We start from the raw sequence: 12,263 nt of genomic DNA, 5'->3' as shown, positions 1-12,263 counted from the left end.
CCCTGTGGGCCTGCCTTCACTCAAAGACGTAATTGCCGCCATCGCCACCCCCCCGGGCAAAGGGGCGGTAGGGATCGTGCGGGTCTCGGGCGAGGGTAGCCTGGAGCTGGTCTCGAGGCTCTGGCAGGGCAAGAACCCCTGCCAGCTCGCGGGGGGACGGTTCACCTACGGCAAAATCTCCGATCCGAAGACCCAGGAAATTCTGGACGAGGCACTCTTGCTGGTTTTTCGCAAACCCCACTCCTACACCGGCCAGGACAGCGCCGAGCTGCATACCCACGGCTCCCCGGCAGTACTGCGCCGGGTTTTGCAGGCGCTCTTTGAGCAAGGGGCCCGCCCCGCCCAGCCCGGCGAGTTCACCCTAAGGGCTTACCTCAGCGGCAAAATGGACCTGGCCCAGGCCGAGTCGGTGCTGAGCCTGGTAGAGGCCGAGTCGGACGCCGCCCGACGGCAGGCCCTGCGGGGCTTGAGTGCGGGGCTTTCGCAGAAGATTGCCCACATCTCCGAGGAACTCTTTACCCTGCTGGCCCACATCCAGGCCTGGCTGGACTACCCCGAGGAAGGGGTCGAGCCGGCCCGGATTCAAGAGACCCTAAAGCCCGTTTTGCTCGAGATGGAGCACCTGCTGGCCACCGCCCCCGCCGGACGCATCGCCCAGAAGGGCGCCCGCATCGCCCTGGTCGGCGCCCCCAATGCCGGCAAGTCCAGCCTGCTCAATGCGTTGCTGGGCTACGAGCGGGCCATCGTAACCCCTATTCCCGGAACCACCCGCGACTACCTGGAAGCCCCCCTGGAAATAGCCGGGGTGCCCATCGTGGCCGTAGACACCGCCGGCGTTCGCGAGACCGAGGACCTCATCGAGAAAAGCGGGGTGGAGCGGGCCTTGCAGATTGCTCAGGAGGCCGACCTGGTGCTCTACCTGGCCGACCAGAGCCAGCCCCGCCCTACCCCGCCCCCGTTGCCCTGGGCACGTACCCTGATGGTTGCTACCAAAGCCGACCTGCCGCCCGCCTGGACGGAGCATTCGTTTCTGAGGGTCTCGAGCCAGACCGGCCTGGGCCTGGAGGCCTTGCGCCAGCAAATCCATCACCGGCTGCTGGGGGAGGCCCCCGAAGGCGAAATATGGATCAGCAACGAGCGCCACGTGGAGGCCCTGCGCCGCGCGAAAACCCACGCATTGGAGGCCCTAGTGGCCCCCGAAGACCTAGCCGGGGTCTCGATTGAAATGGCCCTGGATGCACTCGCAGAAATTCTGGGCAAGGACGTTTCAGAAGAAGTGATTGACCGGGTCTTTCGCAACTTTTGCGTGGGGAAATAGCGACCTGCCCTTGTGCGCCGCCCCCGCACCCCCGTAGACTTGCCGCCATGGCGGAGCTTCGCGGGATCGTTTCAAAACGCAGCACCCAGACTTATATCGTGGCTGTGGGGCTGATGGTAATGGGCCTGGCCCTGACAACCTTGTGTTTCGCAGCCTGGTTTCAAGGCGTCGAACCGCGCTGGTCGGTCATTTTGTTTGGGCTGTTGGGGGTTTACATGGTATTCCTGGGGGTGGACGAGGGCTGGCTCTCGGGCCTCGAGGTCACCCCCCGTTGCTTGCGCCTGCAAAGCTTTGGGCGCTGGCAGGAATACCCCCTGGAGGGGCTGGAGGCGGCAGACGGGCTGCGTGACATTCTGGCCGGCGGACTGCAGCTTGTTTTGATTGGTAAGGAACGCGAGGCCCTAAAAGTGCCGCTCCGGCGCTACCGCAATGCCGGCCAGCTCGCCCAGGCCCTGCTGGATGCCGCCTGGCTGCACAACCCCGACCTGGTGGTTATGCCACGGCTCGCACGCCGCCTGGGCACGCCACCTTTTGGTGTGATGGCTGCCCGGAAGGGCTCGAGAAAGCCTCAGTGGCCTCTAATATGAAGACATGGAGTGGCTCTGGGTAGGCATGGCATACGGGCTGGGCTGGCTGGCCAATCGATTCGGCTGGCCGCCTTTGGTGGGGTATCTGGCGGCTGGCTTTGTGTTGTGGGGCCTGCAGCAACAGCCCAACAACCTGCTGGAGAACCTGGCCGATATTGGCGTCTTGCTCCTGCTGTTTACGGTTGGGCTAAAACTGCGCTTTAGCAGCCTGTTGCGCCCCGAAGTCCTGGGGGTGGGGGGGCTGCACCTGATCTTGTTTGCTTTGCTGCTGGGAGCAGTGGTGTTCTGGGCCGGGCTCAGCACCCAGGCGGCTTTGTACCTGGGGATTGGCCTAGCCTTTTCGAGCACCGTGCTGGCCGTCAAGCTTCTGGATGACCGGCGTGAACTATCCACCTTTCACGGTAGGCTTGCAGTCGGAATTCTGATTTTGCAAGACCTGGTAGCCATTGGCCTGATGGCCTATGCCGGGGTCAAGAATCCCACCCCCTGGGCCTTGCTGCTGCTGGGCCTGCCGATGCTGCGGCCTGTGGTGGGGCGCATCCTCGAGAAAAGCGGCCACGACGAGCTTTTGTTGCTTTATGGCCTGGGGCTGGCCCTGGGCGGGGCCAGCCTGGCCCGAACCCTGGGGGTCTCGCCCGAGCTGGGAGCTTTGCTCATGGGCGCCGCGCTGGCCGGACACCCCCAGGTTTCCGAGCTCTCGCGCACGCTGTGGGGGCTCAAAGAAGCCTTTCTGGTGGGCTTCTTTTTGCAAATAGGTATGATGGGCCTGCCAAATGGCGATGGCCTGGGACTGGCTCTGGGGTTGCTGGCCTTGCTGCCCCTCAAGGGTGTACTCTTCTTTGCACTCTTTATCGCTTTTGGCCTGCGGGCCCGCACGGCTTTTGTAACCAGTGTTTCGCTCTTGAGCTACAGCGAGTTTGCCCTGATTACAAGCCTGGCCGCGGTGGAGGGCAACCTTGTACCGGCCGCGTATGGGCAGCTGGTCAGCCTGGTAGTAGCGGTCTCGCTGGCGCTGGCCGCCCCCCTCAACCGCTCGGTGCACAACCTCTACCAGCAGCTCGAGCCCTACCTGCTGCGCTTCGAGCGCAAAGGGCGCCACACCGACGACGAGCCGACCAGCATAGGCGGGGCCGAATGGCTGGTGGTGGGCATGGGCCGCACCGGAGGCGCTGCCTACAAGATGCTGGCCGGTCAGGGCTACCGCGTACTGGGCCTCGACGCCGACGAGGGCAAGCTCGAGTTTCACCGGGCCAAAAAACGACAGGTGCGCTACGCCGATGCTGAAGACCCTGAGCTCTGGGAGCGCCTCGATCTCACCGGCTTGCGCGGGGTGCTGCTCACCCTGCCCGACCTCGAGGCCAAGCTGCGGGCGGCCCGCGGCCTCAAACAGCGGGGTTTTACGGGCCTCATCGCTGCCACCAGCTATCACCGCGAGGAAGACCCCCTCCTGGCGGAAGCAGGCGCCACGCTCATCTCGCATCCCTTCGCCGAGGCCGGAGAGCGTCTGGCTGAGCGTGCCCTGGGCCTCAACCTGGTAGAGGAACCCGAAAACCCCCAGCTCGCCGAGACCGGGCCCGATTGAAACCCCTACTCACCTGCGTGTTCGGCCAGCGTCCAGGCCTTCTTACCTACACCTGGCACCCTGCTGACGGCAAACCCTGCCGCGGCCAGGTTGCGGCGAAAGCGGCCCGCCACCGAGTAGGTGGCCAGCCGTGCACCCGCACCAGCCGCCCTGAACAGCTTTTGCAGCACACCGGGTTGCCAGGGCTCGGGGTTCACTTGCGGGCTAAAGGGGTCAAAGTAAAGGGCTGTGGCCCAGCCAGAAGGCATGGTGGCCGCGACAACATCTTCAAAGCGCACCTCGAGCCTGCCCCAAAAACCCTCCAGCCGTAAAGGGGCCCGCGGATGGGCAGGCCAAATAGCCAGCAAATCCATCCATACCTGCTCGGCAGCAGGCGAAAGCGGAACCCCAACCGACGCCAGTATCATCCTCGAGACCGGATAGCCCTCGTAGCTGAGGTATTCAAAAAACACCCCGCGTCGCAGGCAGTTTTCCAGGGTCGCCCGGAAATTAACCCCCAGCCCAAAGCCTACCTCCAGCACCCTGGGGGATGGGTGCCGATGGGTCTGGGTGAGCTTCAGGTAGAGCTCATTGGCCTGCATCCAGGCCCCATGCCGGGAGCTATAGGCCTCGCCGAATACCGGATGCACCAGTGTGGGTGAGCCGTCCTCTGTCTGTAGCCGCTGGTAAATGTCGGAACGCTCAGGTGCCAATTTCCACCCTCTGGGCTTCTTGTTGCATGCGGGCCCACAGCGCTTCCACATGTGGGCGTTCGGTGGCCTCCGCGCCAATAGAGACCCGCACCATCCAGCGTCCTTTGAGCAGGGCTGCGGTCAAGAAAGCCCGGCCCGTGCGGTTGATACGGGCTACCCAGTCCTGGGTGTGCCGGTCGAGTTGCTCCGGGCTCAGGCCCCCGGGGTTGTAGCGTACACACACCGTTTGCAAAGGCACCGGCGCCAGCAGCTCCCAGCCGGGGGTCTGCTTGACCTGGGCCTCGAGCCACTTCGCGTTGGCCAGGTCGCGTCGCAGTCGCGTCTGCAAGCCTTCCACGCCCAGCTCGCGCAGCGTGAACCAGATCTTAAGCGCTCGAAAGCGACGGCCCAGCGGGATGCCCCAGTCTTTGTAGTTCTTGACCTGCCCATCGGCAGCCGAGTGGAGGTAGGAAGGGTTGGTGGACATGGCCCGGATCAGGTGTTCGGGCTCGCGCACGTAGTAGAGCGAGCAGTCCATGGCCACCCCCAGCCACTTGTGGGGATTGAAGACGATGGAGTCGGCTTGCTCGATACCGTCCCACATCCACCGGCACTCCGGCAAAATCATGGCCGAACCGGCCATGGCCGCGTCCACATGTAGCCAGATGCCGTGTTCTTGGCATAGCTCGGCAATTTTTCGCACCGGGTCAATGGCCGTGGTGGCCGTGGTGCCCACGGCAGCCACCACCGCGCAGGGCTTGCGCCCTTCGACCAGGTCGCGCTTGAGGGCGGCCTCGAGCGCATCCAGCCGCATGGCGTGGGCCTCGTCGGTTTCGATCAGGCGCAGGTTTTCGCGGCCAAAACCGGCCAGCAGTGCGGCTTTGGGCACCGAGCTGTGGGCCTGGTCGGACACATACACCGTGAGGGGACGGGCCTCGGCCTGGAGCCCACCCCGATCCTGGGACTGGCCTGTGGCCCATTCGCGCGCAGTGAGCAGGGCCACCAGCGTACCGGTGGAGGCAGTGTCTTGAATAACCCCCTGAAACTGCACCGGCAGGCCCAGCATCTGGCGCAACCAGTCGGTCATTACCTCTTCTACCTCGGTCAGGGCCGGGCTGGCCTGCCAGGTGATGCCGGTCTGACCCAGCCCGGTGGCCACAAGATCAGCCAGCACCGAGGAGAGCGGCGCGTTCGATGGAAACCAGGCGAAGAAATTGGGGCTTTGCCAGTGGGTCAGGCCGGGGAAAAGCGCTTTCAGGTCTTCCTGCACCCCTTCCAACCCCTGTGCTTGTTGAGGGGGAGCCGAAGAAAACAAGGCTTTGATGGCCCCCGGCTGGACCTGCGCCATCACCGGCTGGGCCTCGAGGCTGGCACGGTATTCGGCAATGAAGTCAATCAGTTGGTAGCCCAAACGCTTAAACTCTTCCGGCGACATGAAAATAGCCTACCAAAGCCCAGGACTTGCAGCATGGGGAGTTCAGAGGCCAACCAGGGTTAGAATGGCATCCATGGAGATTACGCCTGAACTGGTCAAAAATCTGGGCAAGCTTTCACGGCTGGCGCTCACCCGGGAAGAAGAGGCGAAGCTCGAGGGTGAGCTTCGTTCGATTGTGGTTTTTTTTGAAAAGCTGGGCGAGCTGGATACCGAAAACCTACCCGAAATGGCCCGCCCGGTAGAAATTACCAACCGCTTGCGGGCTGATGAAATCCGGCCTTCCTTGAGCCAATCGGAAGCCCTGTCGGTAGCCATCGAACAGGAAGAAGGCCAGTTCAAAGTACCAAGGGTCATTGAATAACCTCGAGCACCTGGGGTCTGGAATCAAGAGTTCCAAACCTCGAGCCCTGGCCCCAGCCCTCGACCCCGAGCGCCGATATGCTAGACATCAAATTCATCCGTGAAAACCCCGAAATCGTCCGCAAGGCCATCGAAAAGAAAGCCGTTACCCTCGACCTCGACGAGTTGCTGGCCCTGGACGCACAGGTGCAGGAGCTCAAACGAAAAACCGAGGCTCTCCAGGCCGAGCGCAACGCCAACGCCAAAGCCGCCAGCAAGGCCCGGCCCGAGGAGCGCGCGGCCATGATTGAAAAGGGCAAGGAGATTGGGCGGCAGCTCGCCCTTCTCGAGCCCCAGCTACGTGACCTCGAGGCCAAGCTGAAGAACCTGCTCTATCTAACACCTACCATTCCCTGGGAGGGTGCGCCGGTTGGCCCTGACGACTCGTTTAATGTGGAGACCCGCGTCCACGGCAACCCCCGCATCTTCCTGTTCGAGCCCCTCGACCATGTAACGCTCATCGAGAAAAACGGCTGGGGCGATTTTGAACGGGCCGCCAAGGTCTCGGGCTCTCGCTCATACATCCTGAGGGGTGATCTGATGGTCTACGAGCAAGCCCTGCTGCGTTTTGCCCTCGACCGGATGATCCAGGCCGGCTTCACCCCCATGAGCGTGCCCAGCCTGACCAAAGAAGAGGTGCTGTATGGGCACGGGCAGTTCCCCACTGCCCGCGACCAGGTGTACTCGGTAGATGGCGAGGATGCCTTCCTGGCTGGCACGGCCGAGGTGCTGCTCAACTACCTGCACGCCGGAGAGATTCTGCCCGAGAGCGAGTTACCCAAAACTTACTGCGCCCTTTCCCCCTGTTTTCGCAGTGAGGCCGGCTCGGCAGGCAAGGATGTGCGCGGCCTGATGCGCGTGCACCAGTTCAACAAGGTAGAGCAGTATGTGCTCTGTAAGGCCGACCTGGAAGAGTCGAAGAAGTGGTTCGACACCATGCTTTCCATCTCGGAGGGCATCCTGCAAGCCCTCGAGCTGCCTTACCGGGTACTGGAGGTATCCACGGGCGATATGGGCCTGGGCAAGTACCAACAGGTAGACCTGGAAACCTGGGTTCCCAGCGAAAACCGCTACCGCGAGACCCACTCCTGCTCGGCCCTCCTGGACTGGCAGGCCCGGCGGGCCAACCTTCGCTACCGCGACGAAAACGGCAAGGTGCGCTATGCCTACACCCTCAACAACACCGCCCTGGCCACCCCCCGCATCTTGGTGATGCTTCTGGAAAACCACCAGAACGAGGACGGCACCGTTAACGTGCCGAAAGCCGTGCAGCCCTATTTTGGTAAGGAGAGGCTCGAGCCTACCCTCTGATACCAGATTCGGTTAGTTCGCCGCCATCCGGCGCCGAACTAACAGGGCCGAAGTTATCCGCGTAGCGGAGGGCGATACCGCCCCTTGGAAGTTATCCGCGTAGCGGAGGGCGTAAGCCCCTTTGGAAGGGAGACGCTTTCTTCGCCAACCGTTCGGGAGGGGTGTGCTCTAGGATTCAAAAAGACAACCTATGGGTTTTTGGTTTTTGAACTGTCTTTTGAATCCGGTATTATCAGGCGCCAGGAGAGCGGGGTTTACCTCCAGGGGCTTCCCTGCCCGGTGAGGGGCGGGCGCGTGGTATTACGTGGCGGCCACCTTCCCTGCCTCCCCTATCCACACCGGTTGGCCCCGTTTTGGTGAAACACAACACACCCGACTACCCGGCGGGAGAATAAACCGCCCCTAGCGCCGCCGGAGTAGGGTGAGGCCCATGAGGGCCAGAAGCGTGGTGTAGAGTAGCACGCTCGCCACGGCGCTAGCTGCCCGAAAGTCCTCGCGCAGGCTTTGGAAGAGGAGAAGCGGCAGGGTTACGGTGCCGAAGCCCGCCACCATGCTGGTGATCTCGAACTCCCCCATGGAAATAGCAAAAGCCACCAAGCCCCCCGAGAGAACTGCCGGGAGGAGATTGGGGAGAAGGACATACCGCATCCGCGCCCAAAGCCCCGCCCCCGAGGCTTGGGCAGCCTCCATTAGAAGCCGCACCTCGAGGCCCGAAAGACCTGCATACACTGTGCGGAAGAAGAAAGGAAAGCCCAAGGCCGCGTGACCAAAAACTACGATCCAGAAGGTTCCTGAGAAGGCCAGGGGCGGACGATTAAAGGCCAAGAGGAAGCCCAGGCCTACAATGAGGGGGGGCACCAGGAGGGGCAGGATCTGGACGAGTCGCCTGAGCCCATCTCCCAGCCGACCTGCCCAGGTGTAGGTAGCGTAGGCCGTGGGTACCCCCACCAGCACATTGAGGGCCACGGCCAGAAGTGCAATGCGCAGCGAGAGGAGGGCCCCCTCGAGGTACTTGGGGTCGGTAAAGATCTTGCGATACCAGGCCAGGGTAAAGCCTTCGGGCAGGATGGCCAGCCACATCTGGCTGAAGGAGTAGACCACCGTGGCCAGCATGGGCAGCACCAGGTAGAGCAGAAAGAAGGTGAAGAAAAACCAACCCAAAAGCCTCATCGCCGCACCCGCCTTTCCCAGAGGGATAGGAGGTACAGCCCAATTCCTGTGCTGGCCATAAGCAACGCTGCCAGGGCCGCAGCTTGGGGCAGATCAAAGGTGCTCTCGGCTACCAGGCTGTAGATCTGCAACGAGAGGAGGTTCTTGGCAAAGCCAGTGAGGGCCAAGGCGGTACCGAAGGCCCCCATCATTCCCGCAAAGACGATAGCGCTCCCTGCTAACACCCCGGGCATAAGGTTCGGGAGAAGCACCCGCACCCAGGCCTGCAAGGGCGTGGCCCCCGAAGCCCGGGCGGCCTCTAAAAGATCCCGCCCTAGACTCTCTAAAAGGGGGATGAGGGCAAGGGCAAACAGGGGAATATTGTAGAAGGGAAAGACCAAAAGAAGCCCTATCCAACTGTACAGTTCAAAGCGCGGAAGGCCCACAGCCGCGAAAAGCTGGTTCACCACGCCGTTGCGCCCCAGAAGTACGATAAAGCCAAAAGCCACCACCAACCCTGAGAGGGAGATGGGGATAGCATAGAGGGAAAGAAGGAAGCGCTTGGGTCTCAGGGGCAACCCCGCCGTCCAGTAAGCAACGAAGACCCCACCAAAGGCAGCTATAAGGGTAGAGGCGGTAGCAAAGACGAGGGAGTTGCGCCAGGCCTCGAGGTAAGCGGGGGCCGTTAGGGCCTTGAGGTAGCGGGCCAGGGTCAGCCCCTCGAGGCCCGAGACACTGCGCTCCAGGATGGCCCACAGGGGGTAGGCGAAAAAAAGGGCCAAGAAGAGGAACCCTGGAAGTACGAGGAAACGTTCACCGCGCATAAGATAAAAAGGGGCAGGGGAATCCCCGCCCCTAGGGATTCTAGCGGATGGTCTCTGCGTAGTACTTCTGCAGGGTCTCGGAGGCGGCCTCCTCTTTCTGGTAGTCCACGAACTTCACCTTGGCATAGGCGCTCTTTGGCGGGAACTTAGCGGCCACCTCTTTGGGAAGCTCTACATCGGGTCGAACCGGGGAGACGAAGGCCTTAGCGAAGAGGCCCTGGCCGTATTTGGAAAAGAGGAACTCCAGGAAGAGTTTGGCGGTGTTGGGGTGCGGAGCGTTGCGGGCGGCGATGATACCCCCGCCGTTGGCCAGGCTGCCGTCTTGGGGAATCACCACTTCGGTGGGAAAGGGAAAGCGTTCCTTCCAGGCCAGAAGGTTGTAGTCATAGTTAATGAGAATACCCACCTCGCCCCGTTCAAATTTGGCCGTGGTCACCTTAGGCTCTACTGCACCAATCACGCCCAGCTTGTGGAGCCGGGCAAAGTAGTCTACACCTGCTTTGCCATAAGGATCCCCACTGAGGGCGTAGCTCGCAGTCATAATGGTGGCCACCCCGGTACCCGTAGCTCGTGGATCCTGATACTGGATGAGACCCTTGTATTCCGCATTTTCCAGTTCCCTCCAGGTTTTGGGCACCTTCTTCACCAGTCGGGTGTTCACGATCCAACCCAGGGTACCCTTGTAGCCCGCATACCAGGTGGAGCTATCCTTTCCTTCACCCTTCTGGCTTTGGGGGATGGCCACCCAGGAAGTGACCCGGTAGGGCAGGGTGAGACCCTCTTCGGCCAGCTTCATGGCAAAGGCAGGCTTGAGGTCGGCGATGTCGTTCTTACTGGCCTTCTCTTCACGCATTCGGGCCAGAACCACGGCACTCCCCATGTCAATGTCCTGCTGGCGGATACCGAAGAGGCGCTGGAACTCGGCGAAGATTTCCCCGTAGTTGGCCCAGTCGTTGGGCATCCCGTAGGTGTTGATGACCCCGCCCTCGGCCCGGGCTTTGGCCGCCAGATCGCGAATGTAGGCGTTGTTCAGCTCCGGAGGAAGCTGGGCCGTGCCTTGGGCCAAGCCCTCCCATCCCCTAATGCCAGCACCGAGAGCAAAAACTGCCAAGGCGGTTGCTGCGTAACGCGTCCAGGTTTTCTTCATCTTACTTTACCTCCTATTGCCTCGGGGACAAGCCCCGCTAAGGCCCAGTTCTGGTATAGCTCTAGATACTCCTCTACGCCCCGTGGGGGTAGCTCCACCAGCAGGGTACAGTGGCGCCCCGCAAAGGGGACTACCTCCTCGGAAGCGGGGGGCAGGTGGAGATCGAAGTATCCATCGTTGGTGTGAGCATGCACATGGACGAGCCTTTCACCCAGGGCCTCGAGGAAACCCTCCGTGGGTTCTCCTGCCATTCGGGCATGGCCTAGGTCTAAGCAAAAATAGAGATCTGGCACCTCCAGAAACTGGGTCATCTCCCCCGGGGTACGCGGGAACTCCTGCGGGGCAGGAAGGTTTTCCAAAGCGAGACGCACTCCTAAGCTCGAGGCAAGCTTGGTGAGGCGGGAAAAGCCCTCCAGTGCGCGCTCTAGGGCCTCCTCCCGCATCTTTTGTTCTGCCTCCCTCAGCGCCTGGTGGGCCGGGGAGAGGCCTGAGGGAGGATAGTCCGTCCAGGGGATGTTGCCTGCGTGGACATTAACGAGCATAGCCCCCATACGGGCCGCTCTAATCAGATCCTCTTCCAGTATCCGGAGGGAGGTTTCACGGATGGTGGGCTCGGGGGAGGCGGGGTAGATATCCTGGTAGCGGGCGTGTAGGGTCAGGTCGTAGCCCATGGCGCGGGCCTCGAGGGACACCTGCGCCAAGCTCTCCACCGCACTTCCCGGAATCTCTATGAAGCCGTAGCGTCCCTCGAGCCTCTCGGCGTAGTCAAGGAAACTCGTGGGATCCTTGGGGGGACGGAAGCCCAGGGTCATACCTTCTCCTTTACAAATGGGGCCTTTTCGGGCAAGCAAAGCCGCACCCGCTCACCCATGGGAGGGGCCCCCACTGGGGGCACGTCCACCTTAAGTAAGAGACCTTCGCCTTCCACCTCTACCTCCAGTCGCACCAGGCTTCCCAGGTAGGTGGCCAGGCGCACTGTTCCATCCAGAAAGCCCTTCTCGGAGACCGCTAAGGCTTCAGGGCGCAGAAGCAGGTGGCCCCTGCCCTCTCCTTCCACCTGCACAGGCCAGGGACGATTTCGATGGAAAAAACCACCCTGCGCCTCCCCAGGCACCAGCACCCCCTGGCCTACAAAGCGGGCCACGAAAGCGGTCTTGGGCAGGGCGTAGATCCCCTCAGGGGTATCCACCTGCTCTACCCGGCCCTCCCGCATTACCGCCACGCGGTCGGAGAGGGCCAGGGCCTCCTCCTGGTCGTGGGTAACATATAGGGTGGTAAGGCCCGTCTCCCGTTGTAAGCGCTTGAACTCGCCCCGGAGTTCCTCCCGAATCTTGGCGTCCAGAGCCGAGAGGGGTTCATCCAGCAGGAGCATCTTGGGCTCCCGAGCCAGGGCCCGGGCCAGGGCTACCCGCTGTTGTTGTCCTCCAGAGAGTTCCCTCGGGTAGCGGCCCCCTAGCCCCGTAAGATGCACCATTTCCAGCAGTTCCAGCACCCGCTTTTTTACCTTCTCGTCGGGCAAGCGCTTTAGCTTCATGGGAAAGGCCACGTTGCCAAAGACAGTCATATTTGGGAAGAGGGCGTAGTTTTGAAAAACCATGCCGATGGGCCGTCGCTCAGGCGGCAGTTGGTTCACCAGCTCTCCCGCCAGGAACACCTCTCCCTTCTCCGGCCGCTCAAATCCAGCAATGAGGCGGAGGGTGGTGGTTTTACCACAACCCGAAGGCCCCAGGAGGCTGAAGAACTCCCCTTCTCGAACCTCGAGGCTTACCCTATCCACTGCCAGGGCACGTCCGAAGTACTTGGTTACTGTACGAAGCTCCACCACTAAGACTTTTCACCC

At 62.0% G+C, this 12,263-nt stretch carries 12 protein-coding genes; 5 read left to right on the top strand and 7 right to left on the bottom strand.

Features of this window, described 5'->3' with window-relative positions:
* Positions 1 to 4 precede the first annotated feature (4 nt).
* Genes mnmE through Q0X23_RS12930 form a run of 3 tightly spaced genes read left to right on the top strand, consistent with a single transcriptional unit; the run spans position 5 to position 3,487 of the window.
* Positions 5 to 1,318, top strand: coding sequence for a tRNA uridine-5-carboxymethylaminomethyl(34) synthesis GTPase MnmE (gene mnmE, locus Q0X23_RS12940; protein WP_297860677.1), 1,314 nt, complete (start codon positions 5 to 7; stop codon positions 1,316 to 1,318).
* Between the two features lie 47 nt (positions 1,319 to 1,365).
* Positions 1,366 to 1,905 carry an amino acid ABC transporter permease gene (locus Q0X23_RS12935; RefSeq protein WP_297860676.1) on the top strand — a complete coding sequence of 180 codons (540 nt, stop codon included), beginning with the start codon at positions 1,366 to 1,368 and terminating at the stop codon, positions 1,903 to 1,905.
* Between the two features lie 4 nt (positions 1,906 to 1,909).
* A complete protein-coding gene (locus Q0X23_RS12930) occupies positions 1,910 to 3,487 on the top strand; it encodes a cation:proton antiporter family protein (protein WP_297860675.1) in 1,578 nt (525 codons plus the stop codon).
* 5 nt (positions 3,488 to 3,492) lie between these two features.
* Here the strand turns inward: Q0X23_RS12930 and mnmD are convergent, their stop codons facing one another.
* Together mnmD and Q0X23_RS12920 are read right to left on the bottom strand one after the other, a co-directional pair.
* Positions 3,493 to 4,179 carry a tRNA (5-methylaminomethyl-2-thiouridine)(34)-methyltransferase MnmD gene (gene mnmD, locus Q0X23_RS12925; RefSeq protein WP_297860674.1) on the bottom strand — a complete coding sequence of 229 codons (687 nt, stop codon included), beginning with the start codon at positions 4,177 to 4,179 and terminating at the stop codon, positions 3,493 to 3,495.
* Complete coding sequence (locus tag Q0X23_RS12920) at positions 4,169 to 5,593, bottom strand: pyridoxal-dependent decarboxylase (protein WP_297860673.1); 1,425 nt, start codon at positions 5,591 to 5,593, stop codon at positions 4,169 to 4,171. Before Q0X23_RS12920 ends, mnmD begins: the two co-directional genes overlap by 11 nt.
* 73 nt (positions 5,594 to 5,666) lie before the next feature.
* Here Q0X23_RS12920 and gatC point away from each other — a divergent pair, with 73 nt between their 5' ends.
* Positions 5,667 to 5,954: an Asp-tRNA(Asn)/Glu-tRNA(Gln) amidotransferase subunit GatC gene (gatC, locus tag Q0X23_RS12915; protein ID WP_297860672.1), complete on the top strand. Its 288-nt coding sequence runs from the start codon at positions 5,667 to 5,669 to the stop codon at positions 5,952 to 5,954.
* Positions 5,955 to 6,031: 77 nt separating this feature from the next.
* The gene (serS, locus tag Q0X23_RS12910) at positions 6,032 to 7,303 is read left to right on the top strand and encodes a serine--tRNA ligase (RefSeq protein ID WP_297860671.1); all 1,272 of its coding nucleotides are present in this window, start codon (positions 6,032 to 6,034) and stop codon (positions 7,301 to 7,303) included.
* Between the two features lie 402 nt (positions 7,304 to 7,705).
* Here serS and Q0X23_RS12905 read toward each other — a convergent pair whose 3' ends face one another.
* From Q0X23_RS12905 to Q0X23_RS12885, 5 genes are all read right to left on the bottom strand, one after another.
* Positions 7,706 to 8,473 carry an ABC transporter permease gene (locus Q0X23_RS12905; protein ID WP_297860670.1) on the bottom strand — a complete coding sequence of 256 codons (768 nt, stop codon included), beginning with the start codon at positions 8,471 to 8,473 and terminating at the stop codon, positions 7,706 to 7,708.
* Positions 8,470 to 9,234 carry an ABC transporter permease gene (locus tag Q0X23_RS12900; protein WP_297860669.1) on the bottom strand — a complete coding sequence of 255 codons (765 nt, stop codon included), beginning with the start codon at positions 9,232 to 9,234 and terminating at the stop codon, positions 8,470 to 8,472. Before Q0X23_RS12900 ends, Q0X23_RS12905 begins: the two co-directional genes overlap by 4 nt.
* An 82-nt stretch (positions 9,235 to 9,316) precedes the next feature.
* The gene (locus Q0X23_RS12895; RefSeq protein ID WP_297860668.1) at positions 9,317 to 10,423 is read right to left on the bottom strand and encodes an ABC transporter substrate-binding protein; all 1,107 of its coding nucleotides are present in this window, start codon (positions 10,421 to 10,423) and stop codon (positions 9,317 to 9,319) included.
* Positions 10,420 to 11,235, bottom strand: a complete 816-nt coding sequence (locus Q0X23_RS12890) for a sugar phosphate isomerase/epimerase (RefSeq protein ID WP_297860667.1) — start codon at positions 11,233 to 11,235, stop codon at positions 10,420 to 10,422. The genes Q0X23_RS12895 and Q0X23_RS12890 overlap by 4 nt, the downstream gene beginning before the upstream one ends.
* A complete protein-coding gene (locus Q0X23_RS12885) occupies positions 11,232 to 12,248 on the bottom strand; it encodes an ABC transporter ATP-binding protein (RefSeq protein WP_297860666.1) in 1,017 nt (338 codons plus the stop codon). The genes Q0X23_RS12890 and Q0X23_RS12885 overlap by 4 nt, the downstream gene beginning before the upstream one ends.
* Positions 12,249 to 12,263: the final 15 nt, after the last annotated feature.

The organism is Meiothermus sp. (assembly GCF_026004115.1).
GTDB lineage: Bacteria > Deinococcota > Deinococci > Deinococcales > Thermaceae > Meiothermus.
This window is presented reverse-complemented; position numbering and strand designations above follow the sequence as displayed.

Excerpts from the sequence above, each read along its gene's own strand:
- Q0X23_RS12935 (WP_297860676.1), top strand. The coding sequence starts at position 1,366 with ATGGCGGAGCTTCGCGGGATCGTTTCAAAACGCAGCACCCAGACTTAT.
- Q0X23_RS12930 (WP_297860675.1), top strand. The coding sequence starts at position 1,910 with ATGGAGTGGCTCTGGGTAGGCATGGCATACGGGCTGGGCTGGCTGGCC.
- Q0X23_RS12920 (WP_297860673.1), bottom strand. The coding sequence starts at position 5,593 with ATGTCGCCGGAAGAGTTTAAGCGTTTGGGCTACCAACTGATTGACTTC.
- gatC (WP_297860672.1), top strand. The coding sequence starts at position 5,667 with ATGGAGATTACGCCTGAACTGGTCAAAAATCTGGGCAAGCTTTCACGG.
- serS (WP_297860671.1), top strand. The coding sequence starts at position 6,032 with ATGCTAGACATCAAATTCATCCGTGAAAACCCCGAAATCGTCCGCAAG.
- Q0X23_RS12905 (WP_297860670.1), bottom strand. The coding sequence starts at position 8,473 with ATGAGGCTTTTGGGTTGGTTTTTCTTCACCTTCTTTCTGCTCTACCTG.
- Q0X23_RS12895 (WP_297860668.1), bottom strand. The coding sequence starts at position 10,423 with ATGAAGAAAACCTGGACGCGTTACGCAGCAACCGCCTTGGCAGTTTTT.
- Q0X23_RS12890 (WP_297860667.1), bottom strand. The coding sequence starts at position 11,235 with ATGACCCTGGGCTTCCGTCCCCCCAAGGATCCCACGAGTTTCCTTGAC.